The following is a 23,208-nucleotide window of genomic DNA, read 5'->3' on the forward strand; positions in this document are numbered from 1 at the left end:
ATAACGGCCAGATCCCCCTCGAACTCATCGAAATCCAGACCGGAGCCTATATCGGAGAGGACGATGTCATCCGTATCGAGGATGATTACAAGCGACAATAACATCGCTAGCTGTGCCGGAGCGGCATGATCGAAGGCGGGGCGGATGATCTTCCGGCTCGCCTTTTCCGTTTCGGCCGATCAGCGCCTTTGTTCAGGGCGAATGACACTGTCGCCCGACGGCCCGGCAATCGGGCGGCTGGCCGGGTTGCATGCTTCATCCCCTGTCCTGCCACCTGCTCGGTCCATTTTCCGCCGTTGAAAGGGCCTGCGGAAAGCGGTGGCGAGATTCGTCTCTTAGGCGGTTGCCTAATGAAAAATCTTCGCATACGTTCCAACTGCAACGTTTCAGTGAGGGAGGAGACTCATGCGAATGCGTGTTATTTCTGCGGCCTTTTTGGCCAGTGTGATTATACCGGCGGGCATGGCCGGTGCCACCGATCTTGAGGTGACCCATTGGTGGACATCGGGCGGCGAGGCCGCAGCCGTGGCCGAGCTTGCCAAGGCTTTCGATGCGACCGGCAATAAATGGGTGGATGGCGCTATTGCCGGCTCGGGCGGCACGGCCCGGCCGATCATGATCAGCCGCATCACCGGCGGCGACCCGATGGGCGCCACACAGTTCAACCATGGCCGGCAGGCGGAAGAGCTGGTGCAGGCCGGCCTGATGCGCGACCTGTCCGACGTTGCCGAAAAGGGCAAGTGGAAAGAGGTGATCAAGCCGGCAAGCCTGCTCGACAGCTGCACCATCGACGGCAAGATCTATTGCGCGCCGGTCAACATCCATTCCTGGCAATGGCTGTGGCTTTCCAACGAAGCCTTCAAGAAGGCGGGCGTCGAGGTTCCGAAGAACTGGACGGAGTTCGTTGCGGCCGCACCGGCGCTGAAAAAGGCCGGCATCCAGCCGCTCGCGCTGGGCGGACAGGCATGGCAGGCCAACGGCCTGTTCGACACGCTGACGCTTTCGATCGGCGGCAAAGACCTTTATCAGAAAGTCTATGGCGACAAGGATGCCGAGGCGGCAGCAGGCCCCGAAATGGCGAAGATTTTCGCGGCGGCCGTCGAAGCGCGCGATATGGCCAAGGGCACCAATGTTCAGGACTGGAACCAGGCCACCAACATGGTGATTACCGGCAAGGCTGGCGGCCAGATCATGGGTGACTGGGCGCAGGGTGAATTCCAGCTCGCCAATCAGAAGGCCGGTACGGATTATTCCTGCCTGCCGGGTCTTGGCCTCAACGACTATATCACCACCGGCGGCGACGCCTTTTATTTCCCGGTGCTGAAGGACGAGGCGAAAACCAAGGCGCAGGACGTGCTGGCCGAAACCATCGTCGATCCGAAAACCCAGGTTGCCTTCAACCTGAAGAAGGGTTCGCTGCCGATTCGTGGCGACGTCGATCTCAATGCCGCCAACGACTGCATGAAGAAGGGTCTGGAAATTCTGGCCAAGGGCAATGCGCTGACCAGTACCGACCAGCTGATTTCTGCCGATACGCAGAAACAGAAGGAAGACCTGATGGCGGAATTCTTCGCGGGCTCGATGTCGGCGGAAGATGGGCAGAAACGTTTCGCGAGCATTATCGGCTCTGCTGACTGATTGTGATCTCTCCGGATCGGGGAGTGGTTCGCCGCTTCCCGATCCAACGTCCGGTCTGTGCGATATTTACCGGCACGGACCAGGTTTCATGCGGCAAGGTTTTTTGCTTGGCTGCAAACTGTAACGTTACAGGAGGAGGTAAAATGGCAGGACAAGCGCGCTCGGGGCGCCCCAACCAGCTCTTTCGCAATCTCAATTCCAAGATTGCCTCCATTCCGATGATCTTGACCGCCATGGTGATCTTCCTCGGCGGGACGATCTGGACGGTGGTTTATTCCTTCACCAATTCCAAGCTCCTGCCGCGGGCGAGCTTTATCGGTTTCGACCAATATGAACGGCTGTGGGCAGCGCCGCGCTGGATCGTATCCATTCAGAACCTGGCGATCTACGGCATCCTGTCGCTGATCTTCAGCCTCGTCATCGGCTTCGTGCTGGCGGCGCTGATGGACCAGAAAATCCGGTTCGAAAACACCTTCCGCACCATTTTCCTTTATCCCTTCGCCCTGTCCTTCATCGTCACCGGTCTTGTCTGGCAATGGCTGCTCAATCCGGAATTCGGCATCCAGTCCGTGGTCCGCTCGATGGGCTGGGAGAGCTTCACCTTCGATCCGCTCTATAATTCCCAGATCGTCATCTACGGCATCCTGATTGCGGCGCTCTGGCAGGGCACCGGGCTCGTCATGTGCCTGATGCTGGCCGGTCTTCGCGGCATCGATGAGGATATCTGGAAGGCGGCGCGTGTCGACGGCATTCCGATGTGGAAGACCTATATTCTCATCATCATTCCCATGATGCGGCCGGTCTTCATCACCACGCTGGTCATCATCGCCAGCGGCATCGTCAAGGTTTACGATCTGGTGGTGGCGCAGACCAGCGGCGGGCCGGGCATCGCCTCCGAAGTGCCGGCGAAATATGTCTATGACTACATGTTCCAGGCGCAAAACCTGGGACAGGGCTTCGCCGCCTCGACAATGATGCTTCTGACGGTCGCGATCATCGTCATTCCGTGGGCCTACCTCGAATTCGGAGGCAAGAAGCGTGGCTAATATCAGCACATTGAACACGGTTGTTGCCGGCAGCGATGCGGTTTCCAAGGAACTTTCCGGCCCGCGCGGCAAGAAGCCGAAGAAGACTTTTTCCCGCCGCAACATCATTCTCTACGGCACGCTGTTCGTGGCTGCCGCCTATTACCTGCTGCCGCTTTACGTGATGGTCGTGACCTCGCTGAAGGGTATGCCGGAAATCCGTCTCGGCAACATCTTCGCGCCGCCGGTGGAAATCACCTTCGAGCCCTGGGTGAAAGCCTGGGCCAATGCCTGCACGGGACTTAACTGCGACGGGCTTTCGCGCGGCTTCTGGAACTCGGTGCGCATTCTCGTGCCTTCGGTGGTGATCTCGATCATCGTCGCTTCCGTCAGCGGCTATGCCATGGCCAACTGGAAGTTCAAGGGCTCGGAGCTGTTCTTCTCGATCCTCATCATCGGCGCCTTCATTCCTTACCAGGTGATGATCTATCCGATCGTCATCGTGCTGCGTGAAATGGGCGTTTATGGCACGCTGACCGGCCTTGTCATCGTGCACACCATCTTCGGTATGCCGATCCTGACGCTGCTGTTCCGCAACTACTTCGCCTCGCTGCCGGAGGAATTGTTCAAGGCGGCGCGTATTGATGGCGCGAATTTCTGGCAGATCTATTTCCGCATCATGCTGCCCATGTCGCTGCCGATCTTCGTCGTGGCGATGATCCTGCAGGTGACCGGCATCTGGAACGACTTCCTGTTCGGCGTGGTGTTCACGCGGCCGGAATATTACCCGATGACGGTGCAGCTCAATAATATCGTCAACTCCGTGCAGGGCGTGAAGGAATATAACGTCAACATGGCCGCCACCCTTCTGACCGGGGCCGTGCCGCTGATCGTCTATTTCGTTTCCGGCAGGCTATTCGTGCGCGGCATTGCCGCAGGCGCAGTAAAAGGTTGAGCTATATGAACAAAAGCGTTTCCATCCGCGATCTTTCCCTGTCCTTCGGTGCCGTCACCGTGCTGAAAGACCTCAATCTCGATATTTACGACGGCGAATTCCTCGTCCTGCTCGGCTCTTCCGGCTGCGGCAAGTCGACCCTTCTCAACTGCATTGCCGGCCTTCTGGAGCCGACCGACGGGCAAATCTTCATCAAGGACCGCAACGTCACCTGGGAGGAGCCGAAAGACCGCGGCATCGGCATGGTGTTCCAGTCCTATGCGCTTTATCCGCAGATGACGGTGGAGAAGAACCTGTCCTTCGGCCTTCAGGTCGCCAAGGTGCCGAAAGAGGAGATCGACCGCCGCGTCAAAAGGGCGGCCGGCATCCTCCAGATCGAGCCGCTGCTGAAACGTAAACCCGCCGAGCTTTCCGGCGGCCAGCGCCAGCGCGTCGCAATCGGCCGGGCGCTGGTGCGGGATGTGGATGTATTCCTGTTCGACGAACCGCTCTCCAACCTCGACGCCAAGCTGCGTTCGGAACTGCGCGTGGAAATCAAGCGGCTGCACCAGTCGCTGAAGAATACCATGATCTATGTGACGCACGACCAGATCGAGGCGCTGACCCTGGCGGATCGTATCGCCATCATGAAAAGCGGCGTCATCCAGCAGCTCGCCGATCCCGTCACCATCTACAACAAGCCGCGCAACCTCTTTGTCGCCGGCTTCATCGGTTCGCCGTCAATGAATTTCCTGCGTGGCGAGCTGATCGAGAAGGACGGCAAGGTCGTCTTCACCACCAATGGCGTGACTTTTGCGCTCGATGGTTATCACGCGGAAACGCCGCTTGCCGCCGGCCGTGCCGTGGTACTCGGCGTGCGCCCCGAACATGTGCGTGTCGATGCCGATATTGCCGGTGGCGAAGTGCATGAGGCAATCGTCGATATCGAGGAGCCGATGGGCGCCGACAATCTGATCTGGCTGAAACATGCCGGCCACACCCTGTCCGTGCGCGTCGGCGGCCACCGGCGGTTTTCGCCGGGCACGAAGGTGCGCCTCGGCCTCGATATGACGATGGCTTCGCTGTTCGACGCGCAAAGCGAGGAACGGCTTTAGGCGTCCCACTTATTCCCCCACACAATCCCAAGACCCACATCTCTATGGAGGAGACAATGACAGAACTCGGTTTTCAGCTTTACAGCGCCCGCAATTTCCAGCCTTTTTCCAATATTCTGAAGAAGCTCTCGGCGGCGGGTTACCAACAGGTCGAAGGTTACGGCGCCATGTATGCGTCGCTGGATGATGCCGGGTTGAAGGCCCTGCGTGCCGAACTCGATGCTAATGGCCTTTCCATGCCGACCGGTCATTTCGGCCTCGACCTGCTTGAGGGCGATCCGAAAAAGGCCCTGAACATCGCCAAGGTCCTGGGCGTGGAGGCGATCTATTGCCCTTACCTGATGCCCGACCAGCGCCCGACGGATGCCGCGGGCTGGTTCGCCTTCGGCAAGCGCCTGCAGGAAGCCGGCAAGCCTTTCGTGGATGCCGGGCTTGTCTTCGGCTGGCACAACCACGATTTCGAGTTCAAGGCGCTTGCCGATGGTTCCACCCCGCAGGAACAGATCCTTGCCGGCGGACCGGACCTGAAATGGGAAGCGGATATCGCCTGGATTATCAGAGGCGATGCCGATCCGCTCGCCTGGATCGAAAGCTACGGCAAGCGCATCACCGCCGTCCATGTCAAGGACATCGCACCGGCTGGTGAAAATACCGACGAAGACGGCTGGGCCGATGTCGGCCATGGTACGGTGGACTGGAAGGGTCTCGTCGCGGCGCTGAAGGCGAAATCCGCCACGAAACATTTCGTGGTCGAGCACGACAACCCCAAGGATATCGACCGGCTGATCACCCGCTCGATCGCATCGTTCAAAACCTACTAAGTCTCACATTTCGGAGTTTCATCATGGCCAGGGATCTTGGCGTCGGCATCATCGGATGCGGCAATATCTCGTCTGCTTATTTTTCGCTGGCACCGCTCTTCAAGGGCATCAAGGTGCTGGCTTGCGCCGACCTCAACCGCAATGCGGCGGAGCTGAGGGCGGAAGAATTCGGTGTTGTCGCGCAGTCCATCGAGGAACTGCTCGCCAACAAGGACATCGACGTGGTGGTGAACCTCACCATCCCCGCCGCGCATTTTCCGGTGTCGAAAGCAGCCCTCGAGGCGGGCAAGCATGTCTATTCGGAAAAGCCGCTGGTGCTGTCGCTGGAGGAAGGCGAGGAGTTGCGGCGCATTGCCCGCGAGAAGAAGCTTTCGGTCGGCTGCGCGCCGGATACGTTCCTCGGCGGGGCGCATCAGCTTGCCCGGCAATATATCGATGACGGCAAGGTCGGTCGCATCACCTCAGGCACCTGCCATGTCATGAGCCCCGGCATGGAGATGTGGCACCCCAATCCGGGCTTCTTCTTCCTGAAGGGCGGCGGGCCGATCCTCGATCTCGGTCCCTATTACATCGCCAATCTCATCAACCTCATCGGCCCCGTCAAACGTGTCGGCGCGCTGACCACGATGGCGAACCCCACCCGCACGGTGACCAGCCAGCCGCTCAACGGCGAGATCATTCCCGTCGAGACGCCGACCAATATCCACGCGCTGCTGGAATTCGTGAACGGCGCGACGATCACGCTTTCGGCCAGCTGGGATGTGTGGTCGCATCGCCATGCCAATATGGAACTCTACGGCACGGAAGGCTCGATCTACGTGCCGGACCCGAATTTCTTCGGCGGTGTGGTGGAAGCAAGCGGCCGCGACAAGAATATCCAGCCGCTGGAGGACTGGGCGCATCCTTTCGGCATCGCCAATCAGGAAAGCCCGAACGGCCCGCGCGCCAATTACCGCACGGCGGGTCTTGCCGATATGGCGATTGCGCTTCTGGAAGGCCGTGATGCCCGCTGCTCGCTGGACCGCTCGCTGCACGGCATCGACGTGATGACCTCGATCCTGAAGTCCGGCGAGGAAGGCCGCTTCATCGAGATGAGAACGACCTGCACCCAGCCGGCCGCACTCGGCATCGAGGAGGCGCGGGCGCTGCTGCGCTGAGCCTGTTTCAACAAAAGGCCCGGCGCACTGCCAGTCCGCCGGGCCTTTCCGCTCAGCCGGCTACGGCGAGCGTCGCGGGTCGATGGAGCCTTCAAATTCCAATAAAAAGGCCGAGCCAGCGCGCCACGGTTCTGATCATCCAGATCAGGAAAACGAACGGGGCTATGCCGACCGCCGCGACAAGCGCTGCCGCGACGACGAAAAGCGCGGTGGTAAGATTGCGCCTGAACCGGTGGCGTTTCGTGCCGAGAGCTCTATCCATGGCGAATGGCGGCGATCAGCCCGCGAATGGTGAGTGTGACGTAAAACATGCCGGCCATCGCCATCAGCAGGCCAGCACCGAGAGAGCTGAGATTGTTCAGCGAAAACAGAAATGTATCAGCCGCCGCCATCGGCAAGACCCTTCAAGAACAATAAATTCCGCATTGTTCTAGATCGCGCCGGTTTCCCGCATATGTCCCGTTTGTTTCGTCTTGTTGCTGTGACGGGGCATTTTCGTGATGCTGCGGCTTGACCTCATGTCGGCAAGGCCCTTCACAAATCCGCCGCTTTGGTTTAAAGCCGCCCCCGTAATCCGGTCGCAGCCCACCCGGTCAAAACAAGGGATCCCAAATCATGAAAACCATCGTCATCTGCTCCGGCGGATTGGACTCCGTTTCGCTTGCGCATAAAATTGCGGCGGAACATCAACTTCTCGCTCTTGTCTCCTTCGATTATGGCCAGCGCCACAAGAAGGAGCTGGAATACGCGGCCGATTGCGCCAAACGGCTCGGCGTGCCGCATCATGTCATCGATATCAGAACCATCGGCGCACATCTCACCGGCTCGGCGCTGACCGACGACGTGGACGTGCCGGACGGACATTATGCGGAAGAGACCATGCGCTCCACCGTTGTGCCGAACCGCAACGCCATCATGCTCACCATCGCTTTCGGGCTGGCTGCTGCGCAGCAGGTGGATGCCGTGGCGATTGCCGTGCATGGCGGCGATCACTTCATCTATCCCGATTGCCGGCCGGGCTTCATCGACAGCTTCAACGCCATGCAGCGCCAAGCGCTTGAGGGCTACGCCGACGTCGAGCTCTTTGCGCCCTATGTCACGGTTTCCAAGGCGGCGATCGTGACCGATGGCGTGAAATACGGCACGCCGTTTGGCGAAACATGGTCCTGTTACAAGGGCGGTCTTACCCATTGCGGCCGCTGCGGCACCTGCGTCGAACGGCGCGAGGCGTTTCATCTGGCCGGCGTCACCGATCCGACCGACTATGAAGACCCGGATTTCTGGGTGGCGGCCACCCATGCCTATGCGGCGCAGGAGGTGCGCTGATGTTCCGCATCACCAAGGAATTTCACTTCTCCGCCTCGCATCAGTTGAAGAGCCTGCCGTCGGATCACCAGTGCAACCGCCTGCACGGGCATAATTACATTGTCGAGATAGAGCTTGCGGGCGAAGCACTGAACGAGCACGGTTTCGTGCGCGATTATCACGAGCTTGCGCCGCTGAAGCGCTATATCGACGATCATTTCGATCATCGCCACCTGAACGATGTCCTCGGTCATGACCGGGTGACGGCGGAGTGCCTCGCCAAACATTTCTATGACTGGTGCAAGGACCGCCTGCCGGAAACCAGCGCCGTGAGGGTCAGCGAAACAGCCAAGACCTGGGCGGAATACCGGCCATGACGGCGGCTGCACAAAAGATTGCAGCGAAGGAAACCACGATCCGCATCAGCGAAATCTTCGGCCCGACCATTCAGGGCGAAGGTCTGCTGATCGGTCTGCCCACCGTTTTCGTGCGCACCGGCGGCTGCGACTATCGTTGTTCCTGGTGCGATACGCTGCATGCGGTCGACAGCGAGTATCGCGACACGTGGAAACCGATGCCGGTCGAGGCGATCTGGCAGGAGGTACGGCGGCTTTCCGGCGGCGTGCCGCTGACGGTCTCGCTGTCCGGCGGCAATCCGGCCATCCAGCCGCTCGGAGCCTTGATCGCCAAGGGGCAAAGCGAGGGGTATCGCTTCGCGCTGGAAACGCAGGGCAGCCTCGCGAAAGACTGGTTTGCCGGTCTCGACTATCTGGTGCTAAGTCCTAAGCCGCCGTCGAGCGGCATGGAAACGGACTGGCGGGCGTTCGAAGACTGTCTTGCCGCCGCCGGCGAGGGGCCGCAGGTGGCGTTGAAGGTCGTGGTGTTCGATGATGCGGATTATGCCTATGCCAAGGCGGCATCCGCGCGTTTCCCGCATCTGCCTGTCTATCTCCAGCCCGGCAACCACACCCCGCCGCCGCCGGATGATGACGACGCGCGCGTGGATATTGACGGGGTGATGGATCGGATGTTGTGGCTGGTGGACAAGGTCAGCGAAGACCGCTGGTTTTCTGCCCGCGTACTGCCGCAGTTGCATGTGCTGCTTTGGGGGAACAAGCGCGGGGTTTGAGGCAGTTATAAGGTCCCTCCGTCATGCGGGTCCCCTGAACAAGTGCGGGGTGACGGAGAGCGAGGAGCGTCCTTTGCAGCAATCCATGCGGCGGCTTGCGCCGCCGCAATTTTGCGAATCAAGCCGAAACGGCCAACTCGCGCCTCTCCCGATCCGCGATGATCGACAGGTCGAGCACCTTCTGCAGATTGGCGGCGTGGCGGAAGTCCGGATCGGCGGGGCCGCCTTCCATGACCGCCTTGGCGAATTTTTCGTAATTCGTTGCCACGGGGTCGACATCGATCGTCTTCCAGATCGCCTTTTCCACATCTTCGCCGATGCAGGCACGAAGGCTGGAATAGTCAGGCGTGTGGATGACTTCCAGCGCACCCTTGTCGCCATGGATACGCAGGCGGAGCTCGTTCAAGTGACCTGTCGCCCAGCGGCTGGCATGGATGACGCCCATGGCGCCGTTTTCCAGTTCGGCGGTCATGGTGAAGCTGTCATTGGCGTCGAGGTCGTAGACGCCAATTTTATTGCCTTCATATTTGTCGAAGGTCTTCAGCCGCGTGAAGATGCGTTCCACATCGCTGCCCGCGCCATAGGAGGCGAAGTCGAGAATGTGGATGCCGACATCGCCCAGCACGCCGTTAGAGCCATGCTTGGTGGAAAGCCGCCACAGCCACTTGCTCTCCGTCATCCAGTCGCCCCAGGCCTTGGAAACGAGCCAGCTCTGGAGATAGGAAGCTTCCAGATGCCGCACCTTGCCGATCTTGCCGGCCAGAACCATCTCACGCGCCGCCTGCAAGGGGGCGACGTTGCGATAGGTGAGGTTGACCATGGCGACGAGGCCGGCTTTTTCGGCCGCATCGGCCATTTCGGCGGCCTTGGCGTAGTTTTCCGCCAGCGGCTTTTCGCAGAAGACGTGCTTGCCGGCCGCCAGCAGCTTCAGGCTGGTGGGATGGTGGATGGCATCCGGCGTGACATTGGCTGCCGCATCGAATTCACCCCAGGCAATGGCGTCATCCAGCGAGGTGAAGGAGAGCGGGATGTTGTGGCGGAGCGCAAAGCCGCGCACCACCACATCGTCCACATCCACCGCCGCGACCAGTTCGACGCCGGGGATTTGCGAGAAATAGGTGGCATGGTTGTTGGCCATGCCGCCGGTTCCGAGAATGAGAAGTCTCATGGCCAGTTATCTCCAAGCCCTTATCTGTAACCTGCTTCGCCTGCCTTGTGCAGCTTGGGGCCGCGTTCTTCGATCGGCTCCAGCGCCTTGTCGACGGGAACATTGGGAGCATCGTGAATGCTCTTCAGCGCGCCAACCGGATTATAGGCCCATTTCACCGAGTTGCTGATGACCTTCTGGACATTGGCATCGTGATAGGTCGGATAGGTTTCGTGGCCGGGGCGGAAATAGAAGATATTGCCGGCGCCGCGACGCCAGGTGAGGCCGGAACGGAAGACCTCGCCGCCCTGGAACCAAGAGATGAACACGGTTTCCAGCGGCTCAGGAACGGAAAACTGCTCGCCATACATTTCCTCGTTTTCCAGCTCGAAATGCTCGGGCAGGCCGGCGGCAATGGGGTGGCGCGGATTGATCGTCCACAGACGCTCGCGTTCACCCGCCTCACGCCATTTCAGCGCGCAGGGCGTGCCCATCAGCCGCTTGAACGGCTTGGAGAAGTGGCCGGAATGCAGGACGATAAGGCCCATGCCTTCCCAGACGCGCTTGGCAACACGCTCGACAATCTCGTCCTGCACCGCGCCATGGTCCTTGTGGCCCCACCAGACCAGCACGTCGGTCTTGTCGAGGCGCTCCTGCGACAGGCCGTGTTCCGGCTCCTGCAGCGTGGCGGTGGTGGCATTGATCTCGGGGTTCTGGTTCAGCGCGTCGGCAATGGTGTTGTGCATGCCGTTCGGATAGATCGAACGCACCGTCTCATTGATGTGTTCGTGGATATTTTCGCCCCATACAACGGTGTTGATGGTCATTGTCATGCTCCTCGGTGAAAGCCGGGACCTTGGGTGATCCCGGCGAAAGTTGAAATTTCAGGCAGCGCCCCGGGCGGGGTTGCGGGCAAGCGCCTGGCCTTGCGTGTCGAAACGGTGGATCTGCGCCGCATCCGGCACGAGGGCGATACGTTCGCCGGCCTTGCGGTCGGTCACGCCTTCTTCGCGAACGACGACGGGTTCACCGGCGCCGATCTCGACATAGATGTAGCTGTCCGATCCCAGCATTTCCGAATGCACGATCTCGCCGCTCCAGCCGCTGCCGTCGCTGGCGATGGTGATGTGCTCCGGGCGGATGCCGATGGTTTTCGCGCCTTCGGCTTCCGCATATTGGCCAGAAAGGAAGTTCATCTTCGGCGAACCGATGAAGCCGGCGACGAAGGTGTTGACAGGGCTTTCGTAAAGCTCCAGCGGCGTGCCGATCTGCTCGACCCGGCCGTCACGCAGCACACAGATGCGGTCGGCGAGCGTCATCGCCTCCACCTGGTCGTGCGTGACGTAGATCATCGTCGTGTCATGCATCGAGCGGTGCAGCTTGGCGATTTCCAGACGCGTGGCAACGCGTAGCGCAGCATCGAGGTTGGAAAGCGGCTCGTCGAACAGGAACACCTTGGGATCGCGCACGATGGCGCGGCCGATGGCGACACGCTGGCGCTGGCCGCCGGAAAGCTGTTTCGGCAGGCGTTCCAGATAGGGCGTGAGCTGCAGCATCTCGGCTGCCGCTTCGACGCGCTTCTTGCGCTGTTCCTTGTCCGCGCCTGATAGCTTCATGCCGAAAGCCATGTTTTCAAACACGGTCATATGCGGATAAAGCGCATAGGACTGGAAGACCATGGCGACGCCGCGTTTGGCGGGCGGCAGGCGGTTGACCGTCTCGCCGTCGAAGGAGAGCGTACCACTGGTAATTTCCTCCAGCCCGCAGATGAGGCGCAAAAGCGTGGACTTGCCGCAGCCGGAGGGGCCGACGAAGACCATGAACTCGCCGGAGCGGATGTCCATGTCGATACCCTTGATGACATCGAAGGCGCCGAAGGATTTGCGAAGATCGCGCAGTTGAATGGTGGTCATGATGTTTCTCCTAGCCTTTGACGCCGCCGGCGGTGAGGCCGGAGATGATGCGTCGCTGGAAGATCAGAACGAGGACGACGAGTGGGGCGGTGACGATGACGGAGGCCGCCATGATCGTTCCCCAGGGGATTTCGAACTGCGAGCCGCCCGACAGAAGCGCGATGGCGACCGGCACCGTGCGCTGCTCGTTCGACGAGGTGAAAGTGAGGGCGAAAAGGAACTCGTTCCACGCCGCGATGAAGGCGAGAAGCCCTGTGGTGACGAGCGCCGGCCACATCAGCGGCATGAAGACCTGGGTTATGATGACCCATGGCGTCGCGCCATCGACGATGGCCGCTTCCTCGATCTCGATCGGCAGGTCGCGCATGAAGGTTGTCAGCACCCAGACGGTGAAGGGCAGGGTGAAGATCATGTAGGAAAAGATCAGCGCGAGCGGCGTGTTGAAGATGCCCGCCCAGCGGATCAGTTCGAACAGGCCGGCGAGCACGGCGATCTGCGGGAACATCGAAACCGAAAGGATGGTGAGCAGCAGCAGCGCGCGGCCACGAAAGCGGACGCGGGCGAGAGCATAGGACGCAGTTACCGCAAGGAACAGCGACAATATGACGACGGAAGATGCGACAAACAGCGAGTTGCCGAGATTGCGCAGGAACGTGCCGTTGCCGATGACGAAGCTGTAATTGGTCAGCGAGAAGTCACGCGGCCAATAATTGACCTGGAACAGCGCCGAGCCGGATTTCAGGCTCGTCAGGATCGCGTAATAGAACGGGAATACCGAAATCACCATGATGATGGCGACCAGCGCGTAGAAGGCGGTGGTTTTCAGGATGCTTGGCAGGGTCATCGCGCGGCTCCATCGGTGTTGACGCGCCCGAGCCACATATAGATGACCGTGATCGAGGCGATGATGAGGAACAGCATGGTGGAGGCGGCGGCGCCATAGGAGAACTTGTCGAAATCGAACAGGTTCTCGCGTGCCAGCACCGACATGGTGCGGGTCTGGGCGTTATTCGGCGTCAGGATATAGATGAGATCGAAGACGCGCATCGCATCCAGCATGCGGAAGATGACGGCGACCATCAGCGCCGGCCGGATCATCGGTAAAGTGACGCGGAAAAACACCTTGACCGGGTGGATGCCATCCACCTTGGCCGCCTCATACATGTCCTTCGGCACCATCTGCAGGCCGGCGAGGATGAGCAGCGCCATGAAGGGCGTGGTCTTCCAGATGTCGACGATCAAGACGGCCACCATCGCGGTTTCGGGATTGGCGGTCCAGGCAATCTTGTTGGAGATCAGCCCGAGATTGAGGAACAGGTCGTTCAGGATGCCGAACTGGTCGTTCAGCATCCATGCCCACATCTGCGCTGAAACGATGGTCGGAATGGCCCATGGCACGAGAATGGCGGCGCGCACGAGGCCGCGCCCCTTGAATTCGGCATTCAGCACCAGCGCGACGATGAGGCCGAGCACCGTTTCGAGGCTGACGGAGACGACGGTGAATTTCAGCGTGTTGAGAACCGCGCCCCACCATGCGGGATCGGCAAGCAGGCCGCGATAGATCGTGCGGCCGCTGCTGAGCGTGATCCAGGTGAGGTAGTTCTTGAGGCCGACGAACTGCGCACCATCGAGATTGGTCAGCGATGCATCGGTGAGGCTGAACCAGACGGTGCGCACCAGCGGCCAGCCGGCCACCAGCGCTAGCACCAGAAATGTGGGGGCAAGAAACAGCCAGGCGGATTTCAGGCGTTCCGCCTGCAGGTCGGAGCCGGTGCCGGCTGCCGCGACCGGTCTTTGAAGGGCGATGTCGTTCATGGGGATATCTCGCGGTTGGGGCGCGGGAGACGGTCAGGCGAGACCGCTTCCCGCGCGGGCCGGATTACCAGCCGTTGCCTTTGAGATCGGTCAATTCAACCTCGAGAAGTTCGAGATTTTCCGCCGCCGTGCCGTTGCCGGAGAGCGTGTTGTGCACGGCGCCCCAGAACTTGGCCGAAACCTCGTTATATTTCACCTTTGCCGAAGCGGAGGGACGCGGAACGGCGGTCTGGAAGATCGGCTTCCATGTCGGCATGAAGGGCTGGGCCGCCGCGACATCCTTGTCATCGTAAAGCGAGGCGATCGTCGGCATGTTGGAAAGCTGGATCGCGCGCAGCTTCTGGGTGTCCTTCGATGCAAGGAATTTCACGAGCTGGATGGCCGCTTCCTGATCGTCGGAATATTTCGAAACGGCGAGGTTCCAGCCGCCGAGTGTCGAGGCGGGGGCCTCACCTTCCGTACCTGCCGGCAGCGGGGTGACGCCGAACTTGCCCTTGATGGCGCTGTCGTCGCCGTTACCCAATGCATAGGCATAGGGCCAGTTGCGCATGAAGACGGAATTGCCGGTCTGCCAGACGCCGCGCGCTTCCTCTTCCTTGTAAGCGAGCACGCCCTGCGGCGCGATGGTGCCGACCCAACCCTTGGCGGTTTCGATGGCGGCTGCGGCCTTTTCATTGTTGATGGAAATATCGCCGTTGGTCTCGACGATATGGCCGCCGCCGGCCGACGCGATCCATTCCAGCGCGTTGCAGGTCAGACCCTCATAGGCGCTGCCCTGGAAAACGAAGCCCCAGAGATCCTTCTGGCCGGCCTCACGTTCCTTGTCCTGAATTTCCTTGGCGGTTTCGCTCAGTTCCTTCCAGGTCTTCGGCGGCTGCTTGCCGTATTTGTCCAGAAGGTCCTTGCGATAGAAAAGTGCGGGCGCGTCGGTGAACATCGGCATGGCGACCAGCTTGCCATCCACGGTTTGCGAGGCGACGATGGAAGGGAAATGATCGCCGATGACATCCTTGGTCGCTTCGGTCAGGTCCACGAACTGGTCGGCCAGCTGCGGCGCCCAGACGACATCCGTCTGGTAGACGTCGACATCCTTGTTGCCGGCGGCCAGCCACAGCCGGTACTGGCTGAACTGTTCGCTGGACGATGACGGCATGGTGACGAGATTGACCTTGTGACCGGTCTCTTTTTCGAAAGCGGCGATCCGTTCGCGGAAGAACGCGACGTTCTTGCCGGTCGAATTGGCGGCGATGGAAAGCTCGGCCGCCTCCGCCGAAACGGCGGCGGAAAACGCGGCGCCGCACAGGAATAAAGTCTTCATGGAAATATTCATTGTCAAACTCCTCCGTTGACGCTTCCGATTGTCCTCAAAATTGAAAGCGCTTTTGACTGATGCGAGGCTCTCAAAAGCCGAGCAATCTGTCAATACTCTTTCTAATTCCCGGGAAATCGGCCGTTTTTGCGTGCAATTTTTCATCGTTTGCCTTTGAGAGTGATCAACTGTAAGGTTTCAGGTGGAGGAAAATTGAAATCGTTTTCAATTTTTGTCGGCTTGAAAAATCCGCAGCGGCGACGCATGCAGGGGCAAATTGGCAAAAAAATATGAAGCTCAAGGAATTCGCAGAGAAAGTCGGGCTCTCGCCCACCACCGTCAGCCGGGCGCTCGGCGGCTATCCTGAAGTGCGCGAGGAGACGCGCCAGCGGGTGATGGAGGCTGCGCTGAAACATGGCTACCGGCCGAACGCCAACGCGGTGAGGCTGGCAACGGGCAGGGCAGGGGCCATCGGCGTCGTCATGGGCCGTTCGGGCGGCGGGCATTTCTTTTCGGAATTCATGGGCGGCATGGCGACCCGGCTGGAGCGTGAAGAGACCGACATCCTCGTCAGCGTCACCGTCGACAATAATCTCGACGAGGAACTGGCGATTTTCAGTCGGCTGGCGGCAAGCGGCCGGGTGGACGGCATCATCGTACATTCGCCGCGGCCGGAGGATGAGCGCATCGCGCTGCTCAACCGGCTGGGCGTGCCCTTCATCGTGCATGGCCGTTCGAAGACGCCTTTCGAACATGCCTGGCTGGATATCGACAATCACGATGTGACCTATCGCCCGACGATCCATTTTCTGGAGCGCGGCCATCGCCACATCGCGCTCATCAACGGTCTTGTGGGCCGAACCTTCGTGCAGGATCGCGAGCAGGGGTTTCGCGATGCGCTGGCGACGCACGGCATCACGCCGGATCCGCGTTTCATAATGAATGAGAATTTCAGCGAGGATAACGCCTTCCGCTTCGCCCGTTCGTTGCTGGAGCAGACGCCGCGGCCGACGGCCTTCGTTGCCGGCGCGATGATGACGGCGCAGGGGGTTTACCGCGCCGCAACGCAACTCGGCCTGACCATCGGTAAAGATGTCTCCGTCATCGCCCATGACGACGTGTTTCCGTACCTTACGCCGGACAGCATGATGCCGCCGCTTTCCACCACCCGCTCCTCCATGCGCATGGCCGGCATGCGGGTGACGGACCTGCTTTTGCAGATTATTGGCGGACGCCCTGTCCGTGAGGTGCAGGAATTGTGGCCGGTGGAACTGATCTTGCGGGAATCGGTCGGCCCAGCGTGAGCCGGTCGTCATAGATCACTGATTCCACTCCATTTTGTGAACGTCAGTTGATAGCGTTCGCCTTTCGTCGTCTATACGTCAGCCGCGTCTCATGTATAATCGAAGCAGTCACGGGCGTTGTGGAACAGGACCCGGACCGGCGCGTTGAGGGGATGCGTCGATGGAGGATGACGGATGTTTGAATTTCTAAAGCCGCAACAGCAGACTGTGATCGATGACGTGGAGGCGACCGGCACCTATGCCGATGCGCTTCTCAACGTTCCAAGCCCGGAACTTACCCGTTCGACTGCCCGCGAACACGGGCATGAAGCCCATTCCCGCGACTATTGCGAAAATCGCGATATCTCCCGCAGTTCGCTCGGTTTCGCGTGAATCTTGCCCGAGCCGGTGCAAAAACGTCGTTAAAAAGGAACGGACCGGCCGCCCCCGCGTTTGCCTGTACGAACCGCAGGGCGGCGCAACCGGACCGAAGGGACCTGACCGGCATTTGACCGATGGGCGAATTGGGTGTTGCGCCGCCTGAATGGCGACGGCGCAACGGCGTTGTCCCGATGGATGACAGCGCTGCCTCCTTTCGATTCGGATCGGGCGCGCTCATATCAGGAGGCTGCGATGCCCACCGTCCCCGTCGAACCCTATCCGGAACCGCCGATACCGGTGCCGCCACGGCCGGATATTCCGCCGGTGGAGGAGCCGGAACCCGACAGGCTGCCGGACGAAGTTCCGACCCCGAACCCCGACGAAAACGACCAGCCGCCGAAAATACTTTACGGTTTCAAAGCCTCCTGGCGATCGAATTTCCGGCTTATGAAAGCCGAGCCTTCAAGCCCGAAGCGCCACGGATAATCGACGGCGCGGCTGATGCCGATGCGCCTGCCGCAGGTCACGGCGGCGGCTTCTTTCGGCAGCTTCAGGAAAAATGGAGGCGCGTTCAGCGGCGCTCCGTCCATATCCCCCGTGATCGCCATCGCCTGGCAAAGCCTGCCCGGGCCTGAGCAGAGAAGTTTAACTTTCTCGGTTCCCCGCCGCAGCTTCATCATGTCAAGGCCTGTCAGGGGCTCTATTGCGCGCAACAGTACGGCTGACCCCGGAGCGCAGACGAAATTGGCGCACCAGTGAATGCCGTAGGAGCGATAGACATAAAGATGGCCGGCGGGGCCAAACATTGCCCTGTTGCGCGGTGTTTGGCCGTTGAAGGCATGGGATGCGGGGTCGTCCGGATGATAGGCTTCGGTTTCCACGATGATACCGCCGGTATTGCCGACACGGAACTCCGCGCCGATGAGGGTGCGGGCAACGTCAAGCGCGTCGCGCCGAAAGAAGCTCTCCTGCATTTCCGGGCCAAAGGCCTGATCCATCGGGAACCCCTTCCGCTCCGCCATCGTTGTCAATTCAGGTTCCAGTCGTCTTTTCAGCATCGGATTTGCGCCGATGCTTTTCAAACCGGAGGGCATGTCATGCAACTTTCCACGACCTATGTAAAACGCAATAATGGCGCCGTCTCCGTCGAATTCGTCGGTAGCGATGGCGATCAGGTGTCCGTTCGTCTGGCGGACGGACTGGAGGGGATCGACGATTCCGAAGCCATCCGGCGTGCCAGCGCGGTCATGGTGCAGCTGACCGCTTTCGGCACGCGCCACGGCGTCGATGCGCCGTCGCAATTTTCGGCGCTGGGAACGGCGCAGTCCGATGGGCCGCATGGCCGGGCAAGCGCCCGCGCCGCGAAGGATCGCGACATTCTGGAGGAAGAACTGGAGGAGGGGCTGGAAGACAGTTTTCCGGCCAGCGACCCCGTTTCGGCAACCGTGACCTCTATCGCATCCAGAAAAGGGGCATGACCATTGGCTTATCGAAAAGTTGCCCTTGTCACCGGTGCGGGTTCCGGCATCGGGCGTGCCGCCGCATTGCATCTGGCTGCGGAAGGATTTGCAGTCGGGCTGCTGGGTCGTACCGAATCCGAGTTGGTGGCGGCAAGGGATGAGATTGTCTCCGCTTCCGGCGCCGCGAAGGCGATTGTCGCGGATGTGGCGGACGAGGCGGCCATGGATGACGCCGTCAAGACGCTGGTGCGGGCTTTCGGCCGCCTCGATGCCGTTGTCGCCAATGCCGGCGTCAACGGTGTGTGGGCGCCGATCGATGAATTGAAGCCTTCCGAATGGGACGACACCATCCGCATCAATCTGCGCGGCACCTATCTCACCATTCATGCCAGCGTGCCGCATCTGAAGGCCGCAGGCGGCGGTTCCATCGTCATCGTCTCGTCGATCAACGGCACCCGCACCTTCACGTCGCCGGGCGCGACGGCCTATGCGGTGACGAAGGCCGGTCAGCTCGCCATGGCCCAGCAATTGTCTCTGGAACTCGGGCGTCATCGCATCCGTGTCAACGCGGTGTGCCCGGGCGAGATCACGACGGCGATCGATGAAAATACCGACATTCGCGGACGCGAAAAGACCGAGGTGCCGGTGCTGTTTCCGTCGGGGGACATTCCCGTGACAGGTGGTGTGGCGGGGACGAGCGACGATGTCGCCGAGCTGATCGGTTTTCTGGCATCGGACGCATCGCGCCATATCACCGGCACGCCGATATGGATCGATGGCGGGCAGGGGCTGCTTCGATAGGGGGACCCGTTCGCCCTTCAAATCCCCGCAATCCCCTCACGGCCTTGTGTGCTTATGATTAACGAAAGGGTAACATCTGTTCACGAGACTTTGTCCATGGCGAGGTTGCCGTGTTGTGGCCACCTTCGATAGTTAAGCGTCTGCCGGAAAGGCGGGCAAATCAGGCGGGCAGAACGATCCATGGGCATGCAGGCATTGCTGGGTTTCGCGGTTGCGGGAGTTCGGCAAAGGGTGAAGACAGGGTTGAGAATGGCTGCGGTCGTCGCGATCGGCGGCGGCCTTGCCGCGTGCACCTCCATGGGGCTCGACAGCGTCAAGAAGGACCCGCCGAAGCTGTCATCCAAGATGATGGCGCAGATGTCCGCCAAGAGCATGCGTCCGGAAAGCCCGGTGCTCGTGCGCATCTTCAAGCAGGAAAGCGAGCTTGAGGTCTGGAAGGTCGACAAGACCGGAAACTACGCCCTTCTGAAGGCCTATCCGATGTGTCGCTGGTCCGGAAAACTCGGACCCAAGATGAAGACGGGCGACCGGCAGGCGCCGGAAGGTTTTTATCACGTCTCGGCCGGCATGCTGAATCCGAACTCGCAATATTACGTGTCCTTCAATCTCGGTTATCCCAACCGGCTGGAATCTGCGCTCGGTTATACCGGCGAGGCGCTGATGGTGCACGGCGCCTGCTCGTCCTCCGGCTGTTACGCCATGACCGACCAGCAGGTGGGTGAGATCTACGCCATCGTCGCGCGGGCATTGCAGGGCGGGCAGGACCGCTTTCAGGTTCAGGCCTATCCCTTCCGCATGAGCGCGCGCAACATGGTGGCGCATCGGGATGATCCCAACATGTCGTTCTGGAAAACGCTGAAGGAAGGTTACGATTATTTCGAGGTGACGCGCCGCCAGCCCAAGGTTTCCGTTTGCGGTCGCCGCTATGTCTTCAACAGCGAATTTGCCGGCGGCGAGCCTGCCGATCCACTGGCCGCCTGCCCGCCGGCTATCAACCAGCAGGACCCGCTGGTGGCCTCGAAACTGGCCGAAGAACAACAAAAGCTGGCCGCCGCGATGAACGAGGGAACTTCTGCCCCGCTCAGCGCGTATGTAGACGGCGGCATGCATCCGAGCTTCCGGGCCATTCTGAAATCCAGCGGCGCCAAGGCCATGGCATCGCAGGTTTCCGGCACGAAATATCCAATCAGCCGCCCAGAAGCGGCGCTGGCAGACCCCTTTGCCAGTGTGAGATGACGTAAATGAGGTTTTTCAATTGAACGAGACGACAACGACCCGGCGGGGTTTCCTGCTTGGAGCAGGCGGATTGGCGCTTGCCGGCCTTGCAGGCTGCAACACGACCGCGCGTGAGGCTGCCCGGCCGGCCGCGCCTGCCGAAGACCCGATGTATGCGCTGATGTACGGTCCCAAGCCGGACGAGCAGTTTCCGCTGCCGGAAATTCCCTATAAGCGGATTCCGCGCCAGTTCCTGCGGCAGATGGTGGCGAACCCGACGGGTGAACGCCCCGGCGTCATCGTCGTCGATACCGCCAATCATTTCCTCTATCTTACCTATGAGGACGGCCAGGCCATGCGTTACGGCGTCGGTCTCGGCCGCGCCGGTTTCGAATGGGCCGGCCGCGGCGTGATCCAGTACAAGCGGCAATGGCCGCGCTGGACGCCGCCCGACGAAATGATCGCCCGCCAGCCGGAACTGGAACCCTATAGCAGCCGCAATGGCGGCATGGAGCCGGGTCTCAAGAACCCGCTCGGCGCACGTGCGCTCTATATCTTCAAGGATGGCAAGGACACGATCTACCGCCTGCACGGTTCTCCCGAATGGTGGACCATCGGCAAATCGGTGTCGTCCGGCTGCGTGCGCCTCATCAACCAGGATATTGTCGACCTCTACAACCGCGTGCCGGATGGCACGCCGATCGTGGTGACGGCGCTCGGCCCGGCGCAGCAGGGTGTGTCAATCGGGCAGGAGGGCGTTCCCGTCGCGCAATATGGCAATGGCGTGATCGGCGACGGCCTGTCGCAGCCGGTGCAGGCCTATTGATAGAGACAAATTTCCGGCCGCCGCCGGCGGCGGCTGGAGAGGACGGGCGAGTGTCGACGCGATCGCGGCTGCCGCTCAGGCCACTTGACGGATATCGTCACGGTCACCCACATTTGCCATGTCCAGCCGGAAACGCGATACCAGTGCGCGCAGCTTTGCCGTTTCGGCGGCAAGCGTCGCCGAAGCGGCGGTGGATTGTTCCACCATGGCCGCATTCTGCTGGGTGGCGTGATCCATGGAATTTACCGCGGCGTTGATTTCCGCAAGACCGGTCGATTGTTCGGCTGCCGATGTGGCGATCGCATTCATATGGCGGTCGATTCCGGCGATGCGTTCGCCAATATCCTTCAGCGCCGTGCCGGTATCGAGCACCAGTTTCACGCCGCTTTCCACTTCCGCCGACGACTGGCGGATGTGGTCGCGGATTTCGCTGGCGGCTTTTGCGGAACGCTGGGCAAGATCGCGCACTTCCTGCGCCACCACGGCAAAGCCCTTGCCTGCCTCACCCGCGCGGGCGGCCTCCACCCCGGCATTCAGCGCGAGAAGATTGGTCTGGAAGGCGATTTCGTCGATGACGCCGATGATGCCGGTGATCTGCCGCGAAGAGGTCTCGATGCGGCGCATCGCCTCTTCAGCGTGGCTCACCACCTCCACCGATTTCAGGGCGCTCCGGTTGGCGTCGGTGGCGGCCAGCCGTGCTTCGGCGGCGCGCTTGTTGGCATTCGACACATTGACCGTGATTTCATCGAGCGCCGCGGCTGTCTGTTCGAGGGAAGCTGCCTGATTTTCCGTGCGGCGGGAAAGGTCGCCGGCGCCGGCGGCAATCTCGCGGCTGCTGCCGTCGATCGTGCCGATGCCATTCGAAATGGCGAAGAGCGTTGAGGCCAGTTGCCGGACCGAGCTGTTGAAATCGTGGCGCAGGGCTTCGAATTGCGGCGCGAAGGCTTCGTCGAGCTGAAAGGCGAGATCGCCCGATGCGAGCCGTTTGAGGCCGGCCGCAAGGCCGGAGGTGGCAATGCGCAGCCGTTCGGAGGCGGCCTCCTCCGCGTGTCTCCGCGTCGCTTCCTGGTCGGCTTCCGCCTGTCGGCGCGCCGATGCCGCCTGTTCTTCAAGCGCCCGGGTGGCGATGGCCGCCTGCCGGAATATCTCGACCGCGCCCGCCATCGAGCCGATCTCGTCTCTGCGGTCGATGCCGGAGGGCGGTTGTGACGTGTCGCCCGCCGCGAGAACCTCCATGTTGCGCGACAATTCCAGAATGGGACGGATGACCGATCTGCGGGTCAGAAGGAAAAGTCCGGCGGAGAAAAGCGCCGCGAGAACCAGCAGCACCTTCAAGACAAGGTTGATGGTCGCCTTGGTTTTTTCGCTTTCGGCCGAGGCGGCGTCGGACAGGGCCTCGATCTGGTCGCCGGCGATCTCCATCGCTTTTTCCAGCGCAGAAAATTGCCGCATGAACTCGGGCATCAGCTTGAGAGCGTCTTCCTGCCGCGAGCCGGCGAGACCGACAACCGCACTGGCGGCGTCGATATAGGCAAGAAGCGGTTTTTCGACACCGTCGATGACGGTCTTGACGTTCGTACCTGCCGAAAGGGCCTTGTTTGCCGTGATCATTTCCCGGAAAGTCGATTCATGCTCGGCCAGATCGGTCTTTACCGCATTCAGGTCCAGGCCCATATCCCCATCGGAAGAGAGAATGGCGGCAAGGACGTCAGAGCGAAGCGCGTCATGCATCATGTCCGCCTGCATGTGATTGCGAAGCACATCCGCCGAAAGCGCTACATATTCACTGTTGTGGTTGAGCGTTTCCGTGGCCCACATGCCAACGCCCGTGGCGCTGCCGGTGATGGAAAAGATCGCAATGCTTGCCAATATTATCTTTTTCTGAATCGACGCCATGGGGATGTTCCCGCCCTGTTGGTTATACTGCGGGAAAA

Annotated in this window: 26 protein-coding genes; 16 read left to right on the forward strand and 10 right to left on the reverse strand. The window is 60.7% G+C overall.

Features of this window, described 5'->3' with window-relative positions; genetic code table 11:
- The 7 genes from ACI2KA_RS23785 to ACI2KA_RS23815 form a co-directional block, all read left to right on the forward strand.
- Positions 1-101, forward strand: a 101-nt coding sequence (locus ACI2KA_RS23785; protein WP_404504956.1) for a hypothetical protein, incomplete at its 5' end; no start/stop codon positions are given.
- A 304-nt stretch (positions 102-405) separates the two neighbouring features.
- Complete coding sequence (locus tag ACI2KA_RS23790; RefSeq protein WP_404504923.1) at positions 406-1,638, forward strand: ABC transporter substrate-binding protein; 1,233 nt, start codon at positions 406-408, stop codon at positions 1,636-1,638.
- A 143-nt stretch (positions 1,639-1,781) separates the two neighbouring features.
- Positions 1,782-2,684, forward strand: coding sequence for a carbohydrate ABC transporter permease (locus ACI2KA_RS23795; RefSeq protein ID WP_077985009.1), 903 nt, complete (start codon positions 1,782-1,784; stop codon positions 2,682-2,684).
- On the forward strand, positions 2,677-3,618 hold the full coding sequence (locus tag ACI2KA_RS23800; protein WP_404504924.1) for a carbohydrate ABC transporter permease: 942 nt from the start codon (positions 2,677-2,679) through the stop codon (positions 3,616-3,618). Before ACI2KA_RS23795 ends, ACI2KA_RS23800 begins: the two co-directional genes overlap by 8 nt.
- A 5-nt stretch (positions 3,619-3,623) precedes the next feature.
- Positions 3,624-4,712 carry an ABC transporter ATP-binding protein gene (locus ACI2KA_RS23805; RefSeq protein WP_404504925.1) on the forward strand — a complete coding sequence of 363 codons (1,089 nt, stop codon included), beginning with the start codon at positions 3,624-3,626 and terminating at the stop codon, positions 4,710-4,712.
- Positions 4,713-4,768: 56 nt separating this feature from the next.
- Positions 4,769-5,533 (forward strand): sugar phosphate isomerase/epimerase family protein, encoded by a 765-nt coding sequence (locus ACI2KA_RS23810; protein WP_404504926.1) that lies wholly within the window; start codon positions 4,769-4,771, stop codon positions 5,531-5,533.
- A gap of 23 nt (positions 5,534-5,556) precedes the next feature.
- A complete protein-coding gene (locus ACI2KA_RS23815; RefSeq protein WP_404504927.1) occupies positions 5,557-6,690 on the forward strand; it encodes a Gfo/Idh/MocA family protein in 1,134 nt (377 codons plus the stop codon).
- Positions 6,691-6,781: 91 nt separating this feature from the next.
- Here ACI2KA_RS23815 and ACI2KA_RS23820 read toward each other — a convergent pair whose 3' ends face one another.
- Positions 6,782-6,952 carry a hypothetical protein gene (locus ACI2KA_RS23820; RefSeq protein WP_404504928.1) on the reverse strand — a complete coding sequence of 57 codons (171 nt, stop codon included), beginning with the start codon at positions 6,950-6,952 and terminating at the stop codon, positions 6,782-6,784.
- Entirely contained in the window at positions 6,945-7,082 is a 138-nt protein-coding gene (locus ACI2KA_RS23825) for a hypothetical protein (protein WP_304983532.1), read from the reverse strand. Before ACI2KA_RS23825 ends, ACI2KA_RS23820 begins: the two co-directional genes overlap by 8 nt.
- Before the next feature lie 223 nt (positions 7,083-7,305).
- On the opposite strand from ACI2KA_RS23825, the gene queC reads away from it, so the two are divergent.
- Genes queC through queE form a run of 3 tightly spaced genes read left to right on the forward strand, consistent with a single transcriptional unit; the run spans position 7,306 to position 9,124 of the window.
- Entirely contained in the window at positions 7,306-8,016 is a 711-nt protein-coding gene (gene queC / locus ACI2KA_RS23830; RefSeq protein WP_404504929.1) for a 7-cyano-7-deazaguanine synthase QueC, read from the forward strand.
- Positions 8,016-8,372, forward strand: coding sequence for a 6-carboxytetrahydropterin synthase QueD (gene queD, locus ACI2KA_RS23835; protein WP_020811477.1), 357 nt, complete (start codon positions 8,016-8,018; stop codon positions 8,370-8,372). Before queC ends, queD begins: the two co-directional genes overlap by 1 nt.
- Positions 8,369-9,124, forward strand: a complete 756-nt coding sequence (queE, locus tag ACI2KA_RS23840; RefSeq protein WP_404504930.1) for a 7-carboxy-7-deazaguanine synthase QueE — start codon at positions 8,369-8,371, stop codon at positions 9,122-9,124. Before queD ends, queE begins: the two co-directional genes overlap by 4 nt.
- Positions 9,125-9,242: 118 nt before the next feature.
- Here the strand turns inward: queE and ACI2KA_RS23845 are convergent, their stop codons facing one another.
- From ACI2KA_RS23845 to ACI2KA_RS23870, 6 genes are all read right to left on the reverse strand, one after another.
- A complete protein-coding gene (locus tag ACI2KA_RS23845; protein WP_035220970.1) occupies positions 9,243-10,292 on the reverse strand; it encodes a Gfo/Idh/MocA family protein in 1,050 nt (349 codons plus the stop codon).
- Between the two features lie 20 nt (positions 10,293-10,312).
- Positions 10,313-11,098: a ThuA domain-containing protein gene (locus ACI2KA_RS23850; RefSeq protein WP_046801358.1), complete on the reverse strand. Its 786-nt coding sequence runs from the start codon at positions 11,096-11,098 to the stop codon at positions 10,313-10,315.
- A 57-nt stretch (positions 11,099-11,155) separates the two neighbouring features.
- Positions 11,156-12,184: an ABC transporter ATP-binding protein gene (locus ACI2KA_RS23855; RefSeq protein ID WP_404504931.1), complete on the reverse strand. Its 1,029-nt coding sequence runs from the start codon at positions 12,182-12,184 to the stop codon at positions 11,156-11,158.
- A gap of 10 nt (positions 12,185-12,194) precedes the next feature.
- Entirely contained in the window at positions 12,195-13,028 is an 834-nt protein-coding gene (locus ACI2KA_RS23860) for a carbohydrate ABC transporter permease (RefSeq protein WP_003523786.1), read from the reverse strand.
- Positions 13,025-13,999, reverse strand: a complete 975-nt coding sequence (locus ACI2KA_RS23865) for a carbohydrate ABC transporter permease (RefSeq protein WP_404504932.1) — start codon at positions 13,997-13,999, stop codon at positions 13,025-13,027. Before ACI2KA_RS23865 ends, ACI2KA_RS23860 begins: the two co-directional genes overlap by 4 nt.
- 64 nt (positions 14,000-14,063) lie before the next feature.
- Complete coding sequence (locus ACI2KA_RS23870) at positions 14,064-15,329, reverse strand: ABC transporter substrate-binding protein (RefSeq protein ID WP_404504933.1); 1,266 nt, start codon at positions 15,327-15,329, stop codon at positions 14,064-14,066.
- A 269-nt stretch (positions 15,330-15,598) separates the two neighbouring features.
- Between ACI2KA_RS23870 and ACI2KA_RS23875 the strand changes: the two genes are divergently transcribed.
- The gene (locus ACI2KA_RS23875; protein ID WP_404504934.1) at positions 15,599-16,612 is read left to right on the forward strand and encodes a substrate-binding domain-containing protein; all 1,014 of its coding nucleotides are present in this window, start codon (positions 15,599-15,601) and stop codon (positions 16,610-16,612) included.
- A gap of 174 nt (positions 16,613-16,786) precedes the next feature.
- On the forward strand, positions 16,787-16,984 hold the full coding sequence (locus ACI2KA_RS23880; protein ID WP_003510923.1) for a hypothetical protein: 198 nt from the start codon (positions 16,787-16,789) through the stop codon (positions 16,982-16,984).
- A gap of 395 nt (positions 16,985-17,379) precedes the next feature.
- Here the strand turns inward: ACI2KA_RS23880 and ACI2KA_RS23885 are convergent, their stop codons facing one another.
- Complete coding sequence (locus ACI2KA_RS23885; protein ID WP_404504935.1) at positions 17,380-17,970, reverse strand: DNA-3-methyladenine glycosylase; 591 nt, start codon at positions 17,968-17,970, stop codon at positions 17,380-17,382.
- 99 nt (positions 17,971-18,069) lie between these two features.
- Here ACI2KA_RS23885 and ACI2KA_RS23890 point away from each other — a divergent pair, with 99 nt between their 5' ends.
- The 4 genes from ACI2KA_RS23890 to ACI2KA_RS23905 all read left to right on the forward strand — a co-directional run bounded on the left by ACI2KA_RS23890 (position 18,070) and on the right by ACI2KA_RS23905 (position 21,274).
- Positions 18,070-18,450 (forward strand): hypothetical protein, encoded by a 381-nt coding sequence (locus tag ACI2KA_RS23890; protein WP_404504936.1) that lies wholly within the window; start codon positions 18,070-18,072, stop codon positions 18,448-18,450.
- Positions 18,451-18,453: 3 nt separating this feature from the next.
- Complete coding sequence (locus tag ACI2KA_RS23895; RefSeq protein WP_404504937.1) at positions 18,454-19,233, forward strand: SDR family oxidoreductase; 780 nt, start codon at positions 18,454-18,456, stop codon at positions 19,231-19,233.
- Between the two features lie 180 nt (positions 19,234-19,413).
- On the forward strand, positions 19,414-20,469 hold the full coding sequence (locus ACI2KA_RS23900; protein ID WP_404504938.1) for a hypothetical protein: 1,056 nt from the start codon (positions 19,414-19,416) through the stop codon (positions 20,467-20,469).
- Between the two features lie 19 nt (positions 20,470-20,488).
- Entirely contained in the window at positions 20,489-21,274 is a 786-nt protein-coding gene (locus ACI2KA_RS23905; RefSeq protein ID WP_404504939.1) for a L,D-transpeptidase, read from the forward strand.
- Positions 21,275-21,349: 75 nt separating this feature from the next.
- Here the strand turns inward: ACI2KA_RS23905 and ACI2KA_RS23910 are convergent, their stop codons facing one another.
- Complete coding sequence (locus tag ACI2KA_RS23910) at positions 21,350-23,170, reverse strand: methyl-accepting chemotaxis protein (RefSeq protein ID WP_404504940.1); 1,821 nt, start codon at positions 23,168-23,170, stop codon at positions 21,350-21,352.
- Between the last annotated feature and the right edge of the window lie 38 nt (positions 23,171-23,208).

The sequence above is a fragment of the Agrobacterium sp. NPDC089420 genome, from assembly GCF_044900305.1.
Lineage (GTDB): Bacteria > Pseudomonadota > Alphaproteobacteria > Rhizobiales > Rhizobiaceae > Agrobacterium.

What these genes read in the sequence shown, in the direction of transcription:
- ACI2KA_RS23790 (WP_404504923.1), top strand. Translation starts at nt 406, where the DNA reads ATGCGAATGCGTGTTATTTCTGCGGCCTTTTTGGCCAGTGTGATTATA.
- ACI2KA_RS23795 (WP_077985009.1), top strand. Translation starts at nt 1,782, where the DNA reads ATGGCAGGACAAGCGCGCTCGGGGCGCCCCAACCAGCTCTTTCGCAAT.
- ACI2KA_RS23805 (WP_404504925.1), top strand. Translation starts at nt 3,624, where the DNA reads ATGAACAAAAGCGTTTCCATCCGCGATCTTTCCCTGTCCTTCGGTGCC.
- ACI2KA_RS23810 (WP_404504926.1), top strand. Translation starts at nt 4,769, where the DNA reads ATGACAGAACTCGGTTTTCAGCTTTACAGCGCCCGCAATTTCCAGCCT.
- ACI2KA_RS23815 (WP_404504927.1), top strand. Translation starts at nt 5,557, where the DNA reads ATGGCCAGGGATCTTGGCGTCGGCATCATCGGATGCGGCAATATCTCG.
- ACI2KA_RS23820 (WP_404504928.1), bottom strand. Translation starts at nt 6,952, where the DNA reads ATGGATAGAGCTCTCGGCACGAAACGCCACCGGTTCAGGCGCAATCTT.
- ACI2KA_RS23825 (WP_304983532.1), bottom strand. Translation starts at nt 7,082, where the DNA reads ATGGCGGCGGCTGATACATTTCTGTTTTCGCTGAACAATCTCAGCTCT.
- queC (WP_404504929.1), top strand. Translation starts at nt 7,306, where the DNA reads ATGAAAACCATCGTCATCTGCTCCGGCGGATTGGACTCCGTTTCGCTT.
- queD (WP_020811477.1), top strand. Translation starts at nt 8,016, where the DNA reads ATGTTCCGCATCACCAAGGAATTTCACTTCTCCGCCTCGCATCAGTTG.
- queE (WP_404504930.1), top strand. Translation starts at nt 8,369, where the DNA reads ATGACGGCGGCTGCACAAAAGATTGCAGCGAAGGAAACCACGATCCGC.
- ACI2KA_RS23845 (WP_035220970.1), bottom strand. Translation starts at nt 10,292, where the DNA reads ATGAGACTTCTCATTCTCGGAACCGGCGGCATGGCCAACAACCATGCC.
- ACI2KA_RS23850 (WP_046801358.1), bottom strand. Translation starts at nt 11,098, where the DNA reads ATGACCATCAACACCGTTGTATGGGGCGAAAATATCCACGAACACATC.
- ACI2KA_RS23855 (WP_404504931.1), bottom strand. Translation starts at nt 12,184, where the DNA reads ATGACCACCATTCAACTGCGCGATCTTCGCAAATCCTTCGGCGCCTTC.
- ACI2KA_RS23860 (WP_003523786.1), bottom strand. Translation starts at nt 13,028, where the DNA reads ATGACCCTGCCAAGCATCCTGAAAACCACCGCCTTCTACGCGCTGGTC.
- ACI2KA_RS23865 (WP_404504932.1), bottom strand. Translation starts at nt 13,999, where the DNA reads ATGAACGACATCGCCCTTCAAAGACCGGTCGCGGCAGCCGGCACCGGC.
- ACI2KA_RS23870 (WP_404504933.1), bottom strand. Translation starts at nt 15,329, where the DNA reads ATGAATATTTCCATGAAGACTTTATTCCTGTGCGGCGCCGCGTTTTCC.
- ACI2KA_RS23875 (WP_404504934.1), top strand. Translation starts at nt 15,599, where the DNA reads ATGAAGCTCAAGGAATTCGCAGAGAAAGTCGGGCTCTCGCCCACCACC.
- ACI2KA_RS23880 (WP_003510923.1), top strand. Translation starts at nt 16,787, where the DNA reads ATGTTTGAATTTCTAAAGCCGCAACAGCAGACTGTGATCGATGACGTG.
- ACI2KA_RS23885 (WP_404504935.1), bottom strand. Translation starts at nt 17,970, where the DNA reads ATGGATCAGGCCTTTGGCCCGGAAATGCAGGAGAGCTTCTTTCGGCGC.
- ACI2KA_RS23890 (WP_404504936.1), top strand. Translation starts at nt 18,070, where the DNA reads ATGCAACTTTCCACGACCTATGTAAAACGCAATAATGGCGCCGTCTCC.
- ACI2KA_RS23900 (WP_404504938.1), top strand. Translation starts at nt 19,414, where the DNA reads ATGGGCATGCAGGCATTGCTGGGTTTCGCGGTTGCGGGAGTTCGGCAA.
- ACI2KA_RS23910 (WP_404504940.1), bottom strand. Translation starts at nt 23,170, where the DNA reads ATGGCGTCGATTCAGAAAAAGATAATATTGGCAAGCATTGCGATCTTT.